Source organism: Streptomyces chiangmaiensis (assembly GCF_036281785.1).
GTDB classification, from domain to species: Bacteria; Actinomycetota; Actinomycetes; order Streptomycetales; family Streptomycetaceae; genus Streptomyces; species Streptomyces chiangmaiensis.
This window is the reverse complement of the sequence record NZ_JAYWVC010000002.1, coordinates 133,888-153,050: the sequence shown is the minus strand read 5'-3', so window position 1 is coordinate 153,050 and position 19,163 is coordinate 133,888. Positions and strand designations below refer to the sequence as shown.

18 protein-coding genes are annotated in these 19,163 nt (G+C 69.8%); 16 read left to right on the top strand and 2 right to left on the bottom strand.

Features of this window, described 5'->3' with window-relative positions:
• Nucleotides 1-15 precede the first annotated feature (15 nt).
• The 14 genes from VXC91_RS01520 (at nucleotide 16) to VXC91_RS01455 (ending at nucleotide 14,719) form a co-directional block, all read left to right on the top strand.
• Nucleotides 16-948 (top strand): phosphatidylinositol mannoside acyltransferase, encoded by a 933-nt coding sequence (locus VXC91_RS01520; RefSeq protein WP_329504494.1) that lies wholly within the window; start codon nucleotides 16-18, stop codon nucleotides 946-948.
• Nucleotides 945-2,105, top strand: coding sequence for a glycosyltransferase family 4 protein (locus VXC91_RS01515; protein ID WP_329504493.1), 1,161 nt, complete (start codon nucleotides 945-947; stop codon nucleotides 2,103-2,105). The genes VXC91_RS01520 and VXC91_RS01515 overlap by 4 nt, the downstream gene beginning before the upstream one ends.
• Before the next feature lie 237 nt (nucleotides 2,106-2,342).
• The gene (locus tag VXC91_RS01510) at nucleotides 2,343-2,888 is read left to right on the top strand and encodes a LemA family protein (RefSeq protein WP_329504492.1); all 546 of its coding nucleotides are present in this window, start codon (nucleotides 2,343-2,345) and stop codon (nucleotides 2,886-2,888) included.
• Nucleotides 2,889-3,039: 151 nt separating this feature from the next.
• A complete protein-coding gene (pdxS, locus tag VXC91_RS01505; RefSeq protein ID WP_329504491.1) occupies nucleotides 3,040-3,951 on the top strand; it encodes a pyridoxal 5'-phosphate synthase lyase subunit PdxS in 912 nt (303 codons plus the stop codon).
• Nucleotides 3,952-3,989: 38 nt separating this feature from the next.
• Nucleotides 3,990-4,598 carry a pyridoxal 5'-phosphate synthase glutaminase subunit PdxT gene (gene pdxT / locus VXC91_RS01500; protein ID WP_329504490.1) on the top strand — a complete coding sequence of 203 codons (609 nt, stop codon included), beginning with the start codon at nucleotides 3,990-3,992 and terminating at the stop codon, nucleotides 4,596-4,598.
• 48 nt (nucleotides 4,599-4,646) lie between these two features.
• Nucleotides 4,647-5,399, top strand: a complete 753-nt coding sequence (locus VXC91_RS01495) for a YebC/PmpR family DNA-binding transcriptional regulator (RefSeq protein ID WP_329504489.1) — start codon at nucleotides 4,647-4,649, stop codon at nucleotides 5,397-5,399.
• 140 nt (nucleotides 5,400-5,539) lie between these two features.
• Nucleotides 5,540-6,070, top strand: coding sequence for a crossover junction endodeoxyribonuclease RuvC (ruvC, locus tag VXC91_RS01490; RefSeq protein ID WP_329504488.1), 531 nt, complete (start codon nucleotides 5,540-5,542; stop codon nucleotides 6,068-6,070).
• The gene (gene ruvA / locus VXC91_RS01485; RefSeq protein WP_329504487.1) at nucleotides 6,067-6,672 is read left to right on the top strand and encodes a Holliday junction branch migration protein RuvA; all 606 of its coding nucleotides are present in this window, start codon (nucleotides 6,067-6,069) and stop codon (nucleotides 6,670-6,672) included. Before ruvC ends, ruvA begins: the two co-directional genes overlap by 4 nt.
• Nucleotides 6,673-6,710: 38 nt before the next feature.
• A complete protein-coding gene (ruvB, locus tag VXC91_RS01480) occupies nucleotides 6,711-7,781 on the top strand; it encodes a Holliday junction branch migration DNA helicase RuvB (protein ID WP_329504486.1) in 1,071 nt (356 codons plus the stop codon).
• 165 nt (nucleotides 7,782-7,946) lie between these two features.
• Complete coding sequence (gene yajC, locus VXC91_RS01475) at nucleotides 7,947-8,438, top strand: preprotein translocase subunit YajC (RefSeq protein WP_329504485.1); 492 nt, start codon at nucleotides 7,947-7,949, stop codon at nucleotides 8,436-8,438.
• 135 nt (nucleotides 8,439-8,573) lie between these two features.
• Nucleotides 8,574-10,340, top strand: a complete 1,767-nt coding sequence (gene secD, locus VXC91_RS01470) for a protein translocase subunit SecD (protein ID WP_329504484.1) — start codon at nucleotides 8,574-8,576, stop codon at nucleotides 10,338-10,340.
• 3 nt (nucleotides 10,341-10,343) lie between these two features.
• The gene (secF, locus tag VXC91_RS01465) at nucleotides 10,344-11,459 is read left to right on the top strand and encodes a protein translocase subunit SecF (protein WP_329504483.1); all 1,116 of its coding nucleotides are present in this window, start codon (nucleotides 10,344-10,346) and stop codon (nucleotides 11,457-11,459) included.
• Nucleotides 11,456-11,995: an adenine phosphoribosyltransferase gene (locus VXC91_RS01460; protein ID WP_329504482.1), complete on the top strand. Its 540-nt coding sequence runs from the start codon at nucleotides 11,456-11,458 to the stop codon at nucleotides 11,993-11,995. The genes secF and VXC91_RS01460 overlap by 4 nt, the downstream gene beginning before the upstream one ends.
• A gap of 204 nt (nucleotides 11,996-12,199) precedes the next feature.
• Complete coding sequence (locus tag VXC91_RS01455) at nucleotides 12,200-14,719, top strand: RelA/SpoT family protein (protein WP_329504481.1); 2,520 nt, start codon at nucleotides 12,200-12,202, stop codon at nucleotides 14,717-14,719.
• A gap of 76 nt (nucleotides 14,720-14,795) precedes the next feature.
• On the opposite strand, the gene VXC91_RS01450 is transcribed toward VXC91_RS01455, so the two are convergent.
• Nucleotides 14,796-16,025 (bottom strand): DUF349 domain-containing protein, encoded by a 1,230-nt coding sequence (locus VXC91_RS01450; RefSeq protein WP_329504480.1) that lies wholly within the window; start codon nucleotides 16,023-16,025, stop codon nucleotides 14,796-14,798.
• Nucleotides 16,026-16,160: 135 nt separating this feature from the next.
• The gene (locus VXC91_RS01445) at nucleotides 16,161-16,982 is read right to left on the bottom strand and encodes a peptidylprolyl isomerase (protein WP_329504479.1); all 822 of its coding nucleotides are present in this window, start codon (nucleotides 16,980-16,982) and stop codon (nucleotides 16,161-16,163) included.
• Between the two features lie 167 nt (nucleotides 16,983-17,149).
• Between VXC91_RS01445 and VXC91_RS01440 the strand changes: the two genes are divergently transcribed.
• Complete coding sequence (locus VXC91_RS01440; RefSeq protein ID WP_329504478.1) at nucleotides 17,150-17,863, top strand: MBL fold metallo-hydrolase; 714 nt, start codon at nucleotides 17,150-17,152, stop codon at nucleotides 17,861-17,863.
• An 11-nt stretch (nucleotides 17,864-17,874) separates the two neighbouring features.
• Nucleotides 17,875-19,137 carry a histidine--tRNA ligase gene (gene hisS / locus VXC91_RS01435; RefSeq protein WP_329504477.1) on the top strand — a complete coding sequence of 421 codons (1,263 nt, stop codon included), beginning with the start codon at nucleotides 17,875-17,877 and terminating at the stop codon, nucleotides 19,135-19,137.
• The last annotated feature ends 26 nt before the right edge of the window (nucleotides 19,138-19,163 follow it).

Here is a 19,163-nt window from a genome sequence, read left to right as displayed (position 1 = left end):
GGGCGAGGCGGCGACGTGACCAGCCTCCAGGAACGACTGACGGACGGGCTCTACGGCCTCGGCTGGAGCACCGTCAAGACGCTGCCCGAGCCCGTCGCCACCCGGCTGGGCCGTGGCATCGCGGACCTCGCCTGGAAGCGGCGCGGCAAGGGCGTAGAGCGACTCGAGAGCAACTACGCGCGCGTGGTGCCCGACGCGGGCCCGGAGCGGCTCGCCGAGCTGGGCCGGGCGGGTATGCGCTCCTACCTGCGCTACTGGATGGAGTCCTTCCGGCTGCCGACATGGAGCGCTCAGCGCGTCAGGGACGCCTTCGATCCCAAAGACCTGCACTTCCTGACCGACGGACTCGCCGAGGGCCGGGGCGTCGTCCTGGCGCTGCCGCACCTGGCGAACTGGGACCTGGCCGGCGCCTGGGTGACCACCAAGCTGGAGATACCTTTCACGACGGTCGCCGAGCGGCTCAAGCCCGAGACGCTCTACGACCGGTTCGTCGCCTACCGCGAGGGCCTCGGCATGGAGGTGCTGCCGCACAGCGGCGGCTCCGCGTTCGGCACCCTGGCCCGGCGGCTGCGCGACGGGGGACTGGTCTGCCTGGTGGCCGACCGAGATCTGTCCGCCTCCGGCATCGAGGTCTCCTTCTTCGGTGAGACGGCCCGCATGCCCGCGGGACCTGCGCTGCTCGCGCAGCAGACCGGTGCGCAACTGTTGCCCGTGACCCTCTGGTACGACGAGTCGCCCGTCATGCAGGGCCGCGTACATCCCCCCATCGAGGTACCTGAGACAGGCACCCGGGCCGAGAAGACGTCTGTCATGACACAGGCGCTGGCCGACGCCTTCGCCACGGGGATCGCCGAGCATCCGGAGGACTGGCACATGCTGCAGCGCTTGTGGCTCGCTGACCTGGATCCAGCCAAGGCCCCCTCGCGGCCCGAGAAGGGGACCTCGTGAGGATCGGCATCGTCTGCCCGTACTCCTGGGACGTGCCGGGTGGCGTCCAGTTCCACATCCGTGATCTGGCCGAGTACTTCATCCGCCTCGGGCACGAGGTCTCCGTGCTCGCCCCCGCGGACGACGACACCCCCCTCCCGCCGTACGTGGTCTCGGCCGGCCGCGCGGTCCCGGTGCCGTACAACGGCTCGGTGGCCCGGCTGAACTTCGGCTTCCTGAGCGCCGCCCGGGTGCGGCGCTGGCTGCACGAAGGCCGGTTCGACGTCATCCACATCCACGAGCCGGCCTCGCCGTCGCTGGGCCTGCTGGCCTGCTGGGCGGCGCAGGGTCCCATCGTGGCGACCTTCCACACGTCGAACCCGCGGTCCCGGGCGATGGTCGCCGCCTACGCCATCCTCCAGGCGGCCCTGGAGAAGATCAGCGCCCGGATCGCGGTGAGCGAGTACGCACGGCGCACGCTCGTGGAGCACCTGGGCGGCGACGCGGTGGTGATCCCGAACGGCGTGGACGTCGACTTCTTCGCGAAGGCCAAGCCCAAGCCGGAGTGGCAGGGCGACACGATCGGTTTCATAGGGCGCATCGACGAACCGCGCAAGGGACTGCCCGTCCTCATGCGGGCCCTGCCGAAGATCCTGGCCGCCCGCCCGCAGACCCGGCTGCTGGTCGCCGGACGCGGTGACGAGAAGGAGGCGGTGGAGACGCTCCCCGTGGACCTGCGCTCGCGTGTGGAGTTCCTCGGGATGATCAGCGACGAGGACAAGGCCCGCTTCCTGCGCAGCGTCGACCTTTACGTGGCACCCAACACCGGCGGTGAGAGCTTCGGGATCGTCCTGGTCGAGGCGATGTCCGCGCAGGCCCCCGTGCTCGCCTCGGATCTCGATGCCTTCGCCCAGGTCCTCGACCGGGGCGCGGCCGGCGAACTGTTCGCCAACGAGGACGCGGACGCACTCGCCGCCGCGGCCCTGCGGCTTCTGGAGGACCCGGAGCGGCGAGCGGAACTGCGAGCGCGGGGCAGCGCCCATGTACGGCGCTTCGACTGGTCGACGGTCGGGGCGGAGATCCTGTCGGTCTACGAGACGGTGACGGAAGGCGCGGCCGCCGTGGCCGCGGACGAACGCACGGGTTTGCGGGCGCGCCTGGGGTTGGCGCGGGACTGAGCCCGCCCGGATTCGCATCCCGGCCGACGGCCGGCCGGTGCCGACCGCGGTCCGCCTCCGCGGCGGCCGCGGAGCGCGGGGGCCGCCGGCGCTCCGTGTCGTTCGACGCCGACGGCACGGAGCGTCGCAGGCCCCCGCCGACGGCTGCCCGCCTCCCGCGCGACGGACGGCAGGCCGCCTCCGTGGCCGGCGGGACGCTGAGGGGCGTGCGAGGGCGGCCCGGTAGCCTTGCCGCCCGTGAGCCCAACCCTCATCTGGATCCTTGTCGCCCTCGTCGCGATCGGCCTCTACCTGAGCTGGACCGCGGGGCGTCTCGATCGGCTGCACTCCCGGATCGACGCGGCGCGTGCCGCGCTCGACGCGCAGCTGCTGCGACGGGCGTCGGTCACCCAGGAGCTGGCGACCTCCGGCGTGCTCGACCCGGCCGCCTCGATCGTCCTGTACGAGGCCGCGCACGCGGCGCGGCAGGCGGAGGAGGACCAGCGGGAGGTCGCCGAGAGCGAGCTGAGCCAGGCGCTGCGGGCCGTCTTCGCGGAGGCGCAGCAGGTGCAGGCGGTGCGGGAGGCACCGGGCGGTGAGGAGGCGGCCCATGAGCTGACCGAGGCGGTGCGCAGGGTGCCGATGGCCCGGCGCTTCCACAACGACGCGGTGCGCGCGGCGCGGGCTCTGCGGCGTCACCGCAAGGTGCGCTGGTTCCGCCTCGCCGGCCATGCGCCGTTTCCGATGGCTTTCGAGATGGACGACGAGCCGCCGGCGGCACTCATGGGGCGTTCGGCCGTGTGACGGCCGAACGCCTGGTGAAACCCGCCGGTGGCATCCCCTGCCGGGGCAAAACGATCCACCGGCTCACCATTGGCCCTTGCAGTGGCCTGTTACCTTCGCGTTTCCTCTCGTCGAGCAGAATTTCCTCTTTTCGCAGAGTGAGGTCCCACCCGTGTCCAGCACGCTCTCCACTCCCCAGAACTCCGAGACCGGCACCGCCCGCGTCAAGCGCGGCATGGCCGAGCAGCTCAAGGGCGGCGTGATCATGGACGTCGTCACGCCGGAGCAGGCGAAGATCGCCGAGGACGCGGGCGCCGTAGCCGTCATGGCTCTGGAGCGAGTCCCGGCCGACATCCGCAAGGACGGCGGGGTGGCCCGCATGTCCGACCCGGACATGATCGAGGGCATCATCGACGCCGTCTCGATCCCGGTCATGGCCAAGTCCCGGATCGGCCACTTCGTCGAGGCCCAGGTGCTGCAGTCCCTCGGCGTCGACTACATCGACGAGTCCGAGGTCCTCACGCCGGCCGACGAGGTCAACCACTCCGACAAGTGGGCCTTCACCACGCCGTTCGTCTGCGGCGCCACCAACCTCGGTGAGGCCCTGCGTCGCATCGCCGAGGGCGCCGCCATGATCCGCTCCAAGGGCGAGGCCGGCACCGGCAACGTCGTCGAGGCCGTCCGCCACCTGCGCCAGATCAAGGGCGACATCGCCCGCCTGCGCGGCTTCGACAACCACGAGCTGTACGCCGCCGCCAAGGAGCTGCGCGCCCCGTACGAGCTGGTCAAGGAGGTCGCCGAGCTGGGCAAGCTGCCGGTCGTGCTGTTCTCCGCCGGTGGCGTCGCCACCCCCGCCGACGCCGCGCTGATGCGCCAGCTCGGCGCCGAGGGCGTCTTCGTCGGCTCCGGCATCTTCAAGTCCGGCGACCCGGCCAAGCGTGCCGCCGCCATCGTGAAGGCGACCACCTTCTACGACGACCCGAAGATCATCGCGGACGCTTCCCGCAACCTCGGTGAGGCCATGGTCGGCATCAACTGCGACACCCTCCCCGAGGCCCAGCGCTACGCCAACCGCGGCTGGTAAGACGCAGCCGGCAAGACACCGCATAGGACATCACGTACATGACCGACGCACCCGTCATAGGCGTCCTGGCCCTCCAGGGCGACGTACGGGAGCACCTCATCGCCCTGGCCGCGGCCGACGCCGTGGCCAGGGCGGTGCGGCGCCCCGAAGAGCTCGCCGAGGTCGACGGCCTCGTCCTCCCCGGCGGTGAGTCCACGACCATCTCCAAGCTGGCCGTCCTCTTCGGAGTGATGGAACCGCTCCGTGCACGCGTGCGGGACGGGATGCCCGTCTACGGCACCTGCGCGGGCATGATCATGCTCGCCGACAAGATCCTCGACCCGCGTTCGGGCCAGGAGACCATCGGCGGCATCGACATGATCGTGCGCCGGAACGCGTTCGGACGTCAGAACGAGTCGTTCGAGGCGGCCGTCGACGTCGACGGCGTCCAGGGCGATCCTGTAGAGGGCGTCTTCATCCGCGCCCCCTGGGTCGAGTCCGTCGGAGCCGGGGCCGAGGTGCTCGCGGAGTACGAGGGGCACATCGTCGCCGTTCGCCAGGGCAACGCGCTCGCCACGTCGTTCCATCCGGAGCTGACCGGCGACCACCGTGTGCACTCCCTGTTCGTCGACATGGTGCGAGCCAAACGGACGGCGGAGTCCTTGTAGGATCTCTGGCGTTCACACAGAGATGGGTTACGCGAAGGAGACAGGCAGATGTCCGGCCACTCTAAATGGGCCACGACGAAGCACAAGAAGGCCGTGATCGACGCCAAGCGCGGCAAGCTCTTCGCGAAGCTGATCAAGAACATCGAGGTCGCCGCCCGGACGGGTGGGTCGGACCCCGACGGCAACCCGACCCTCTACGACGCCATCCAGAAGGCGAAGAAGCAGTCGGTCCCGAACAAGAACATCGACTCCGCGGTCAAGCGCGGCGCCGGCCTCGAGGCCGGAGGCGCCGACTACGAGACCATCATGTACGAGGGTTACGGCCCGAACGGTGTCGCGGTGCTCATCGAGTGCCTCACCGACAACCGCAACCGCGCCGCCTCCGACGTGCGCGTCGCCATGACCCGCAACGGCGGCTCCATGGCCGACCCGGGCTCCGTGTCGTACATGTTCACCCGCAAGGGCGTCGTGATCGTCCCCAAGGGCGAGCTGACCGAGGACGACGTGCTGGGTGCCGTGCTCGATGCGGGCGCCGAGGAGGTCAACGACCTAGGCGAGTCCTTCGAGGTGATCAGCGAGGCGACCGACCTGATCGCGGTCCGCACCGCCCTCCAGCAGGGCGGGATCGACTACGACTCCGCCGAGGCCAACTTCGTGCCCTCCGTTCAGGTCGAGCTGGACGAGGAAGGCGCCAAGAGGATCTTCAAGCTGATCGACGCGCTCGAGGACAGCGACGACGTGCAGAACGTCTTCGCCAACTTCGACGTCAGCGACGAGATCATGGAGAAGGTCGAGGCGTAACGCCGCCGCGAACCGACCGGGCCGACGGGGCACCACCCGTCGGCCCGTCGCTTTGCCGATCGTTGTCGGTGGCACCCGATAGCCTGCACGAACCGGGGAGACAGCCCATCGGCGACCCGGGGAGAGCGAAGGGAGGGCGCGTGCGCGTACTGGGGGTGGACCCGGGGCTGACCCGGTGCGGTGTCGGCGTCGTCGAGGGCGTTCCCGGACGGCCGCTGACCCTGCTCGGGGTCGGCGTCGTCCGTACGCCCGTCGACGCCGAGCTCGGCCACCGCCTCGTCGCCGTCGAGCAGGGCATCGAGCAGTGGCTGGACGAGTACCGGCCCGAGTTCGTCGCCGTGGAACGGGTCTTCAGTCAGCACAACGTGCGCACGGTGATGGGCACCGCCCAGGCCAGCGCCGTCGCCATGCTCTGCGCCGCCCGGCGTGGCATCCCCGTCGCCCTGCACACGCCCAGCGAGGTCAAGGCCGCCGTCACCGGCACAGGGCGTGCCGACAAGGCGCAGGTCGGCGCCATGATCACCCGGCTGCTCCGGCTCGACGCACCACCCAAGCCCGCCGACGCCGCCGACGCCCTCGCGCTCGCCATCTGCCACATCTGGCGCGCCCCCGCCCAGAACCGACTCCAGCAGGCCGTCGCCCTGCACGCATCGAAAGGCCGTCCCGCATGATCGCCTTCGTCAGCGGCCCGGTTGCCGCCCTCGCCCCGGACTCCGCGGTGGTCGAGGTGGGCGGCGTCGGCATCGCCGTCCAGTGCACGCCGAACACGCTCTCCGGGCTCCGGGTCGGCCGGCCGGCGAAGCTTGCCACCTCGCTGGTCGTACGGGAGGACTCGCTGACCCTGTACGGCTTCGCGGACGACGACGAGCGCCAGGTATTCGAGCTGCTGCAGACCGCGAGCGGTGTCGGACCCCGCCTGGCCCAGTCGATGCTGGCCGTACACAGTCCGGACGCCCTGCGCAGGGCCGTGGCGACCGGTGACGAGAAGGCCCTCACCGCCGTCCCCGGCATCGGCAAGAAGGGGGCGCAGAAGCTGCTCCTGGAGCTGAAGGACCGCCTCGGTGAGCCGATCGGTGCTCCCGCGGTCGGCAGGCCGGTCTCCTCCGGCTGGCGCGACCAGTTGCACGCAGCCCTGATCGGCCTCGGGTACGCCACGCGTGAGGCGGACGAGGCCGTCGCCGCGGTCGCCCCGCGGGCGGAGGCCACCGAGGGCACCCCCCAGGTGGGCGCCCTCCTCAAGGCGGCCTTGCAGACCCTGAACCGCGCCCGCTGACCCGTCCGGCCCGACCACCCCACCCCGAGGCACACCACATGAACTGGGACGACTCGACCGAAATCCCCGCCGCCGAGCGGCTCGTCGGCGCGTCCGCCGACCGTGAGGACCAGGCCGTCGAGGCCGCGCTGCGCCCCAAGGACCTGGGCGAGTTCATCGGCCAGGAGAAGGTCCGCGAGCAGCTGGATCTCGTGCTGCGCGCGGCCCGCGCGCGGGGCGCCACCGCCGACCACGTGCTGCTGTCCGGCGCCCCCGGCCTCGGCAAGACGACGCTGTCGATGATCATCGCGGCGGAGATGGACGCGCCCATCCGCATCACCAGCGGTCCCGCCATCCAGCACGCCGGCGACCTCGCGGCGATCCTCTCCTCCTTGCAGGAGGGCGAGGTCCTCTTCCTCGACGAGATCCACCGCATGTCCCGGCCCGCCGAGGAGATGCTCTACATGGCGATGGAGGACTTCCGCGTCGACGTGATCGTCGGCAAGGGGCCCGGCGCCACCGCCATCCCCCTCGAGCTGCCGCCGTTCACCCTGGTCGGCGCCACCACACGGGCCGGACTGCTGCCGCCCCCGCTGCGCGACCGCTTCGGCTTCACCGCGCACATGGAGTTCTACGAGCCCGTCGAGCTGGAGCGGGTCATCCACCGCTCGGCGAGCCTCCTCGACGTCGAGATCGATCCCGACGGGGCCGCCGAAATCGCCGGACGGTCCCGCGGCACCCCCCGCATCGCCAACCGCCTGCTGCGTCGCGTCCGGGACTATGCGCAGGTCAAGGCCGACGGCGTGATCACCCGCGAGATTGCCGGCGCCGCGCTCAGCGTCTACGAGGTCGACGCCCGCGGCCTCGACCGGCTCGACCGTGCCGTCCTGCAGGCGCTGCTGAAGCTGTTCGGCGGCGGCCCCGTCGGACTGTCCACGCTCGCGGTCGCGGTGGGGGAGGAACGTGAGACGGTGGAGGAGGTTGCGGAACCGTTTCTGGTCCGGGAGGGCCTTCTCGCCCGTACTCCGCGCGGACGGGTGGCGACCCCGGCTGCCTGGGCTCACCTCGGTCTCACCGCGCCACACGGAACCACCGGGGGAAACGGACAACAGGACCTGTTCGGGGCGTGACGACGCGGTACTCGCACCGGCAGGAACCCCGGTGCGATGCTGAGCGTTGTTCCATGCGTGCGGACTCCCTTAGACTCCGCCGATGCCGCCTCTAAGGGGCGGTGCCGACCACCCCCAATCCATCAGGCCGCCGATTCAGCGGTCGTGCGAAGGAAACTCCGTCCCGTGAATATCGTGACCCTCCTCCCGTTCATCGTGCTCATCGGGGCCATGTTCCTGATGACCCGCTCGGCCAAGCGCAAGCAGCACCAGGCCGCGCAGATGCGCAACGAGTTGCAGCCCGGCAGTGGTGTCCGCACGATCGGGGGCATGTACGCGACGGTCAAGGAGGTCAACGACGACACGATCCTCGTCGACGCGGGCCCGGGCGTGGAACTGCTCTTCGCCAAGAACGCGATCGGTGCCGTCCTCTCCGACGACGAGTACAACCGCATCGTCCACGGCATCGAACACGATCTGAAGGCCGACGGCACGGTCGTGCCGGACGACGCCTCCTCCCTCACCGAGACCGACGAGCCCGCCGCCGACGCCTCCGACGACAAGCCCGTGGACCTCGGCAAGAAGGACGAGGTCGAGGACGCCGCCGACACGCCGGCGGAGGCGAAGGCCGACGCAGCAGAGCCGAAGAAGTCCGACGGCGAGGCCGAGGCGAAGTAGCCGTATCCCGGGACCGGAGCGCCGACACGCGCCCCGGTCCCGGGTTGTGCGGTTTTCGCACGGAATCCCGACAAAATGTCATGGTTGCCCGCACGCTGACCTCGCGCGCGGCGGCCTGAGAGGGAGTACGAGAAGGTGGCAGCACCGAAGAAGGGCCGGAGCGCGAGCGCCCAGAGCAAGCCGGGGCGCTCACTGGCCCTCATCCTGATCGCCATCGCGGCGCTCACCGGGGGAATGTTCGCCTCCGGGCACACCACTCCGCGTCTCGGCATCGACCTCGCCGGTGGCACGAGCATCACGCTCAAGGCGAAGAGCGGCCAGGAATCCGCGATCAACAAGACCAACATGGACACCGCGGTCGACATCATGAACCGCCGTGTCAACGGTCTTGGCGTCTCGGAGGCCGAGGTCCAGACGCAGGGCGATCGCAACATCATCGTGAACATCCCCAGGGGCACGAACTCCAAGCAGGCCCGGGAGCAGGTCGGCACCACGGCCAAGCTGTACTTCCGCCCCGTTCTGGCCACCGAGGTCACCGGCTCGGCAGCCTCCCCCGGCGCGACGCCGAGCGCTTCCAGCAGCCCCTCGAAGCAGGCCGGCAGCAAGGCGACCTCCTCAAGCTCCGCGACCCCGTCCGGGTCCGCCACGCCATCGGCGAGCGCCACCTCTCAGGGCCGCCCCGTGACCGACGCGCTCAAGGCCACCTCGTCACCGTCGCCGTCCGGCTCCGCCTCGGCCTCCTCGAGCGCGAGCCCCTCCGCCAGCGCCTCCCCGTCGGCCGGCTCCGACGCGACCGCCGCGCTCCAGGCCCAGTACGCCGCGCTGAATTGCGCCGACCCGGCCGCCCGCGCCAAGGCGGGTGTGGGCGCCAAGCCCACCGAGCCCACCGTCGCCTGCGGTCAGAACTCGCAGAAGCAGTGGCAGAAGTACGTCCTCGGCCCGGCCGAGGTGGCCGGTACGGATGTGAAGAAGGCCGACGCGGTCTACGACACCCAGGGCGCCGGTGGCTGGAAGGTCACCATGGACTTCACGTCCGCGGGTGCCAAGAAGTTCGCGAGCATCACCGGGAAGCTGGCGCAGAAACAGTCGCCGCAGAACCAGTTCGCGATCGTCCTCGACGGTGAGGTCGTCTCCGACCCCTACGTCCAGCAGGCGCTGACCGGCGGCAACGCCGAGATCACCGGCAGCTTCGACCAGACCGAGGCCAAGGACCTGGCCAACGTCCTGTCCTACGGCGCCCTCCCGCTCTCCTTCGAGGAGCAGAGCGTCACGACCGTCACCGCCGCGCTCGGCGGTGAGCAGCTGCACGCCGGTCTGATCGCCGGTGCGATCGGCCTCGCGCTGGTTGTGATCTACCTGGTGGTCTACTACCGCGGTCTGTCGATGATCGCGGTCGCCTCGCTGCTGGTCTCGGCCATCCTCACTTACGTGATCATGTCGCTGCTCGGCCCGACCATCGGCTTCGCGCTGAACCTGCCGGCGGTCTGCGGCGCCATCGTCGCGATCGGTATCACCGCGGACTCGTTCATCGTGTTCTTCGAACGCATCCGGGACGAGATCCGTGAGGGCCGCTCGCTGCGGCCTGCTGTCGAGCGGGCCTGGCCGCGTGCCCGGCGCACCGTCCTGGTCTCGGACTTCGTGTCTTTCCTCGCCGCCGCGGTGCTGTTCATCGTCACCGTCGGCAAGGTCCAGGGCTTCGCCTTCACGCTCGGACTCACCACGGTTCTCGATGTGGTCGTCGTCTTCCTGTTCACCAAGCCGCTGATGACGATCCTCGCGCGCCGGAAGTTCTTCGGGAGCGGCCACAGCTGGTCCGGCCTCGACCCCAAGCGTCTCGGCGCCAAGCCGCCTCTGCGGCGTACCCGTCGTCCCTCCGCCCCCGTCGACCCGAAGGAGGCGTGAGAGATGTCCAAGCTCGGCAACCTCGGCGCCAGGCTCCACCGAGGCGAGGTCGGTTATGACTTCGTCGGCAACCGCAAGATCTGGTACGGCATCTCGATCCTGATCACCATCACGGCCATCCTCGGCCTGACGGTACGCGGTCTGAACATGGGCATCGAGTTCCAGGGCGGTGCCGTCTTCACCACCCCGAAGACCAGCGTCTCGGTCGCGCAGGCCGAGACGTACGCGGAGGAGTCCGCGGGCCACCAGGCGGTCGTGCAGAAGCTCGGTACGGGCGGTCTGCGTATCCAGATCGCCGGTATCGACACCGGCAAGGCCGACCAGATCAAGGATCAGCTCGCCAAGGACCTGAGTGTCGACTCCGAGAAGATCAACGCGGATCTGGTCGGCCCCAGCTGGGGCGAGCAGATCGCCAGCAAGGCCTGGCAGGGCCTGGCGATCTTCATGGTGCTCGTCGTCATCTACCTGGCGATCGCCTTCGAGTGGCGGATGGCTGTCGCGGCCCTCGTCGCGCTGATCCACGACATCACCATCACGACGGGTATCTACGCCCTCGTCGGCTTCGAGGTGACGCCCGGTACGGTGATCGGTCTGCTGACGATCCTCGGTTACTCGCTCTACGACACGGTCGTCGTCTTCGACAGCCTCAAGGAGCAGACGAAGGACCTCACCAAGCAGACCCGCTGGTCCTACAGCGACGTCGCCAACCGCTCCATCAACAGCACCCTGGTGCGCTCCATCAACACCACCGTGGTGGCGCTGCTCCCGGTCGCCGGTCTGCTGTTCATCGGCGGCGGCATTCTCGGTGCCGGCACGCTGAACGACATCTCCCTGTCGCTGTTCGTCGGTCTCGCGGCCGGCGCGTACTCGTCGATCTTCATCGCCACGCCGCTCGTCGCCGACCTCAAGGAGCGCGAGCCGCAGATGAAGTCCCTCAAGAAGCGCGTCCTCGCCAAGCGGGCCCAGGCCGCCGCCGAGGAGCAGGCCTTCGGGGAGCGCGCCGACGGGAACTCCGACGACCACGAGCCCGAAGACTCCGCGCCCGCGGTCGTCGGCCAGCGCCACCAGCACGCGTCCCGTTCCCGCGGGCGTGGCCGACCCTCCGGAAAGCGCCGATGACCGACATACGGGCCCTGCTCCTCAGCCGCATCCGCGACGTCCCCGACCACCCGGAGCCGGGCGTGATGTTCAAGGACATCACGCCGCTGCTCGCGGACCCGGCGGCGTTCGCGGCGCTCACCGAGGCTCTGGCGGAGCTGACCGTGCGGCACGGAGCGACGAAGATCGTCGGCTTGGAGGCCAGGGGATTCATCCTCGGCGCCCCGGCCGCCGTGCGCGCGGGCGTCGGCTTCGTCCCCGTACGCAAGGTGGGCAAGCTCCCCGGCGCCACCCTGAGGCAGGCGTACAACCTGGAGTACGGCTCGGCCGAGATCGAGGTGCACGCCGAGGATCTGTCCGCGCAGGACCGTGTGATGGTCGTCGACGACGTCCTCGCCACCGGCGGCACCGCCGAGGCCTCACTGCGGCTCATCCGCCGGGCGGGCGCCGAGGTGGCCGGTGTGTCCGTGCTCATGGAACTGGGCTTCCTGGGCGGGCGTGCCCGCCTGGCTCCGGCCCTCGCCGGGGCGCCGCTGGAGGCGCTGCTTCAGGTCTGAGACCCACCGTGGTAACCCGCGCGCAAGACCGCGGAGGGCCACAGGACACCGTGAGGCGGGCCCGGAGGAATCCGGTGCCCGCCTCGTGCGTTTGTACGAGGGAAGGTCGTCGCCACAGACTGGAGGCGAGCCCGGAGCCCAGGATCGCTACCATGGGGTCTCCGGAGCCTGACCGGGGGACCCGGAACGCGCAGAGGAGCCCTGTTGCCAGACGAGGCCCAGCCACTGACCGCCGCCAAGCCCCAGCCGACGTCGCAGGCCGCGGCGAAGCCCGCACGGAGCGCCAAGGACGCCCCGCACGGGCCGGTCGAGCACGCCCAGTCGGCGCCCGTCGACCAGGCGGCCGAGCAGTCGCGCCCCAAACCGGTCCCCGCCGAGCGCTCCGCGGCGGTCCGCCCCGCTCCGGCCTCGCCCACCCGCTCCGGCTCCTCCAACCGTGTGCGGGCCCGTCTCGCCCGGCTCGGCGTGCAGCGCGCCAACCCGTACAACCCGGTCCTCGAGCCGCTGCTGCGGATAGTGCGCAGCAACGATCCGAAGATCGAGAACGCGACGCTCCGCCAGATCGAGCGTGCCTACCAGGTCGCCGAGCGCTGGCACCGCGGCCAGAAGCGCAAGAGCGGCGACCCGTACATCACGCACCCGCTCGCGGTGACCACCATCCTCGCCGAGCTGGGCATGGACCCGGCGACGCTGATGGCGGGCCTGTTGCACGACACCGTCGAGGACACCGAGTACGGCCTCGACCAGCTGCGCCGAGACTTCGGGGACACCGTCGCGCTCCTCGTCGACGGCGTCACCAAGCTGGACAAGGTGAAGTTCGGCGAGGCCGCGCAGGCCGAGACCGTGCGCAAGATGGTCGTCGCCATGGCCAAGGACCCGCGGGTCCTGGTCATCAAGCTCGCCGACCGCCTGCACAACATGCGCACCATGCGCTACCTCAAGCGTGAGAAGCAGGAGAAGAAGGCGCGCGAGACGCTGGAGATCTTCGCGCCGCTCGCCCACCGGCTGGGCATGAACACGATCAAATGGGAGCTCGAGGACCTTGCCTTCGCGATCCTCTACCCCAAGATGTACGACGAGATCGTCCGCCTGGTCGCCGAGCGTGCGCCCAAGCGCGACGAGTACCTCGCCATAGTGACCGACGAGGTCCAGGCCGACCTGCGCGCGGCCCGCATCAAGGCGACCGTCACCGGCCGCCCCAAGCACTACTACAGCGTCTACCAGAAGATGATCGTCCGCGGCCGTGACTTCGCGGAGATCTACGACCTGGTCGGCATCCGCGTCCTCGTCGACACGGTCCGCGACTGCTATGCGGCACTGGGCACGGTCCACGCCCGCTGGAACCCCGTTCCAGGGCGGTTCAAGGACTACATCGCGATGCCCAAGTTCAACATGTACCAGTCGCTGCACACGACGGTGATCGGGCCCAACGGCAAGCCGGTCGAACTGCAGATCCGCACGTTCGACATGCACCGCCGTGCCGAGTACGGCATCGCCGCGCACTGGAAGTACAAGCAGGAGGCCGTCGCGGGCGCCTCCAAGATCCGTACGGACGCGCCTCGTTCGAACGCCAAGGACAAGGACGCCGTCAACGACATGGCGTGGCTGCGCCAGTTGCTCGACTGGCAGAAGGAGACCGAGGACCCGAGCGAGTTCCTGGAGTCCCTGCGCTTCGACCTGTCCCGCAACGAGGTCTTCGTCTTCACCCCGAAGGGCGACGTCATAGCGCTTCCGGCCGGCGCCACCCCGGTGGACTTCGCGTACGCGGTCCACACGGAGGTCGGCCACCGGACGATCGGGGCCAGAGTCAACGGCCGCCTGGTACCGCTCGAATCGACCCTGGACAACGGCGACTTGGTGGAGGTCTTCACCTCCAAGGCGCCAGGCGCGGGGCCGTCCCGTGACTGGCTCGGCTTCGTCAAGTCCCCGCGTGCCCGCAACAAGATCCGCGCGTGGTTCTCCAAGGAGCGGCGCGAGGAGGCGATCGAGCAGGGCAAGGACGCGATCGCACGGGCGATGCGCAAGCAGAACCTGCCGATCCAGCGCATCCTGACCGGCGACTCGCTCGTCACCCTCGCCCACGAGATGCGCTACCCGGACATCTCGTCCCTGTACGCGGCGATCGGCGAGGGGCATGTCGCCGCGCAGAACGTCGTGCAGAAGCTGGTACAGGCGCTCGGCGGCGAGGAGGCCGCCACCGAGGAGATCGACGAGGCCGTTCCGCCGGCGCGGGGCCGCGGCCGCAAGCGGCGCCGCAACCAGGACCCGGGCGTCATGGTCAAGGGCGTCGAGGACGTCTGGGTCAAGCTGGCCCGCTGCTGCACGCCCGTCCCCGGCGATCCGATCATCGGCTTCGTCACCCGGGGCAGCGGCGTATCGGTCCACCGCACCGACTGTGTCAACGTGGAGTCACTGTCGCGGGAGCCGGAGCGCATCCTCGAGGTGGAGTGGGCCCCGACCCAGTCGTCGGTCTTCCTGGTGGCGATCCAGGTGGAAGCACTCGACCGCTCGCGACTGCTCTCGGACGTCACCCGGGTCCTGTCCGACCAGCACGTCAACATCCTCTCGGCCGCGGTCCAGACGTCCCGCGACCGCGTCGCCACCTCCCGCTTCACCTTCGAGATGGGCGACCCCAAGCATCTGGGGCACGTCCTGAAGGCGGTCCGGGGCGTGGAGGGCGTGTACGACGTCTACCGCGTCACGTCGGCACGCAGACCGTCGTAGTCCCTCGGCCCGGTACGCGAAAGGGGCTTGCGTACACCGTGTACGCAAGCCCCTTTCGCTCGAGCCCACCGAAGGGTCAGCCGCCGAACTCCTGCAGCCCCTTCAGAGCCTGGTCCAGAAGCGCCTGACGGCCATCCAGTTCCTTCTCCAGCTTCTCGGCCCTCGCGGTGTTGCCCGCAGCGCGAGCCTGCTCGATCTGGCCCTTCAGCTTGTCCACGGCCGCCTGCAGCTGTCCGGTGAGACCCTCGGCACGCGCCCGCGCCTCCGGGTTCGTACGGCGCCACTCGGTTTCCTCGGCATCCTGGAGAGCCCGGTCGACCGTGTGCATCCGGCCCTCGACCCTCGGCCGCGCGTCGCGCGGCACGTGGCCGATGGCCTCCCAGCGCTCGTTGATCGAGCGGAAGGCGGCCCTGGCGGCCTTCAGATCCGTGATCGGCAGCAGCTTCTCCGCCTCCTCGGCCAGCTCCTCCTTGAGCTTGAGGTTCTCGGTCTGCTCGGCGTCACGCTCCGCGAAGACCGAGCTGCGAGCCGCGAAGAACACGTCCTGGGCGCCGCGGAAGCGGTTCCACAGATCGTCCTCGTGCTCGCGCTGGGCACGGCCCGCGGCCTTCCACTCGGTCATCAGGTCGCGGTAGCGAGCCGCCGTGGGACCCCAGTCCGTCGAGCCCGACAACGCTTCGGCCTCGGCGACCAGCCTCTCCTTCGTCTTGCGGGCATCCTCGCGCTGCGCGTCGAGCTGCGCGAAGTGTGCCTTGCGACGCTTGGAGAACGCCGAGCGGGCGTGCGAGAAGCGGTGCCACAGCTCGTCGTCCGACTTCCGGTCCAGCCGCGGCAGCCCCTTCCAGGTGTCCACCAGCGACCGCAGCCGCTCGCCGGCCGCCCGCCACTGATCGGACTGCGCCAGCTCCTCCGCCTCGACGACCAGCGCCTCCTTGGCGTGCCGCGCCTCGTCGGACTGCTTGGCCCGCTGCACCTTGCGCTCCTCGCGGCGCGCCTCGACCGTCTCCACGAGCTTGTCCAGACGTGCCCGCAGTGCGTCCAGGTCACCGACCGCGTGGTGCGCCTCGACCTGCTCCCGCAGGTGGTCGATCGCCGCCTGGGCGTCCTTCGCCGAGAGGTCGGTGGTCTGTACTCGCTTCTCGAGGAGGCCGATCTCGACCACCAGGCCCTCGTACTTGCGCTCGAAGTAGGCCAGTGCCTCCTCGGGGGAGCCGGCCTGCCAGGAGCCGACGACCTTCTCGCCGTCGGCCGTTCGCACGTACACGGTCCCCGTCTCGTCGACGCGGCCCCACGGGTCGCTGCTCACAGCGCCTCCTCCACATGATGCCTGCGAGGTGCCTCAGCGCCCCCGAGCATCGTCCACAGTTTCGTCACCGCCAACATAGGCGACCGGCGGGGCGGCTGTCCGCATCCCGCGCGACCGAAATTTCGCAGTTGACGGTCAGGATTTCGTCACTGTCGCCTTGTTGATCACGACGGTCGCGTTCGGTGCCCCGTCGCCCGCGCCCGTGCTCTCACCGGCGGCGGCGATCTTCTTGAGCACCGCCATGCCGGCCGTGTCGATGGTTCCGAACGGTGTGTAGCTGGGCGGCAGCTGACTGTCCTGGTAGACGAGGAAGAACTGGCTGCCTCCGGTGTGCTGCTGCCCGGTGTTGGCCATGGCGACCGTGCCCGCCGGATACACGTTCGCCTTCAGGCTTTTGTCCTTGAGGTTCTCGTCGGGAATCGTGTAGCCGGGACCGCCCGCGCCGGTGCCCTGCGGGTCGCCGCACTGGAGCACGTAGATGCCGTTGGTGGTGAGCCGGTGGCACTTGGTGTGGTCGAAGAAGCCCTGTTTCGTCAGGAAGTCGAACGAGTTCACGGTGTGCGGGGCGGCGGCCGTCTTCATCGCGATGCCGATGTCACCGCACGTGGTCGCCAGCTTCATCGTGTACTCGGCCGACGTGTCGATGGTCATCGCCGGCTCCTTCTTCCAGCTCAGCGACTTGACCTTGCCCGAGGCGGGCTTCTCGCACGGGTCCGGCGCCTTGCTGGGCGCGGAGGCGCTCGGCGTCACCTCGGCGCCCGCGTTCGCTTTCTTGTCGTCATTCGTGAAGACCCCGGTCGTGAACGACACCAGGCCGCCCACGACGACGACCGCGAGGGCCGATGCGATCACGGAATTGCGCGTGCGTGCCTTGCGGCGCATCTCCGTACGCCGCTGCTGCTGCCGCAAGAACTTCTCCCGGGCGAGCTGTCGCCGCCGCTGTTCCTGGCTGACCACGGGGTTGTCTCCTCATGCGTCTCGTACGCCGACCGGTACGCGTGCGTCTGGTGTGCCGTCCGCAAGCGCGTGCCCCGTACCGTATATGGGTTCGCTGAGGAATCGGCAGCGCCGGTAGGCTCTGACCCACAGCCAGTCACCCCCGTACTACACAACCAAGGACGATCGTGCTCATTGCCGGGTTCCCCGCCGGGGCCTGGGGGACCAACTGTTACCTGGTCGCCCCCGCCGCGGGTGAGGAGTGCGTGATCATCGACCCCGGCCACCAGGCCGCCCAAGGAGTCGAGGAAGCGCTCAGGAAGCATCGGCTCAAGCCCGTCGCCGTCGTCCTCACCCACGGGCACATCGATCACGTCGCCTCGGTCGTCCCCGTGTGCGGCGCACACGACGTGCCGGCGTGGATCCACCCCGAGGACCGGTACATGATGGGCGACCCGGAGAAGGCGATCGGGCGTTCCATCGGGATGCCGCTGATGGGCGAGCTGGCCGTGGGCGAGCCGGACGACGTCAAGGAGCTCAGCGACGGCACGAAGCTGGAGCTGGCGGGTCTGGAGCTGTCCGTCGCGTACGCGCCGGGCCATACCAAGGGGTCGGTGACCTTCGGCATGCCCGAGGCGGCGGACATCCCGCCGATCCTCTTCTCGGGCGATCTGCTGTTCGCCGGCTCCATCGGACGCACCGACCTGCCCGGCGGTGACATGGCCGAGATGCTCGACTCGCTGGCCCGTGTGTGCCTGCCGCTCGACGACTCGACCGTGGTGCTGTCCGGTCACGGCCCCCAGACGACCATCGGCCAGGAGCGAGCCGCCAATCCCTATCTGCGACAGGTGGCTGCCGGCCTGGGAGCGAACGTCGACGACGCTCCCCGACGAGGAATGTGACGAGACCTTTCGTGAGCACCTTCAAGGCCCCCAAGGGCACGTACGACCTGATCCCGCCCGAGTCCGCCAAGTACCTCGCCGTGCGCGAGGCCATCGCGGCCCCGCTGCGCAACTCCGGCTACGGCTACATCGAGACGCCCGGCTTCGAGAGCGTCGAGTTGTTCGCGCGCGGTGTGGGCGAGTCCACCGACATCGTGACCAAAGAGATGTACGCCTTCGAGACGAAAGGCGGCGACAAGCTGGCGCTGCGCCCCGAGGGCACCGCCTCCGTGTTGCGCGCGGCTCTGGAGGCCAACCTGCACAAGGCGGGCAACCTGCCGGTCAAGCTCTGGTACTCGGGCTCCTACTATCGCTACGAGCGCCCTCAGAAGGGCCGCTACCGCCACTTCTCGCAGGTCGGCGCGGAGGCGATCGGTGCCGAGGACCCGTACCTCGACGCTGAGCTGATCATCCTGGCCGACCAGGCCTACCGTTCGCTCGGGCTGCGGAGCTTCCGCATCCTGCTGAACAGCCTCGGCGACAAGGAGTGCCGCCCGGTCTACCGCGCCGCGCTCCAGGAATTCCTGCGCGGCCTCGAACTGGACGAGGACACGCGCCGCCGGATCGAGATCAATCCGTTGCGGGTGCTCGACGACAAGCGGGAGTCCGTCCAGAAGCAGTTGACGGGCGCCCCGCTGCTGCGCGACTACCTTTGCGACGCCTGCAAGGCGTACCACGAGGAGGTCCGCGAACTGATCACCGCGGCAGGCGTGGCCTTCGAGGACGACCCGAAGCTGGTGCGGGGCCTGGACTACTACACGCGTACGACGTTCGAGTTCGTCCACGACGGTCTGGGCTCCCAGTCTGCCGTGGGCGGCGGGGGCCGCTACGACGGTCTGTCGGAGATGATCGGTGGCCCCTCGCTGCCGTCCGTGGGCTGGGCCCTGGGCGTCGACCGCACGGTGCTCGCCCTGGAGGCGGAGGGAGTCGAACTCGAACTCCCCGAATCCACCAGCGTGTTCGCGGTCCCGCTGGGCGAGGAGGCCCGCAGGATCCTGTTCGCCAAGGTCACCGAGCTGCGCAAGTTGGGCATCGCGGCTGACTTCTCGTACGGCGCCAAGGGCCTCAAGGGCGCGATGAAGAACGCGAACCGCAGTGGCGCCCGCTACACGATCGTGGCGGGCGAGCGGGATCTCGCCGACGGCGTGGTCCAGCTCAAGGACATGGAGTCCGGGGAGCAGGTCGCGGTCGGTATGAACGAGATCGTCGCGGAACTGGAGACCAAGCTCGGCTGACCGGGCGCACGAGGGCCCCGGGCGGC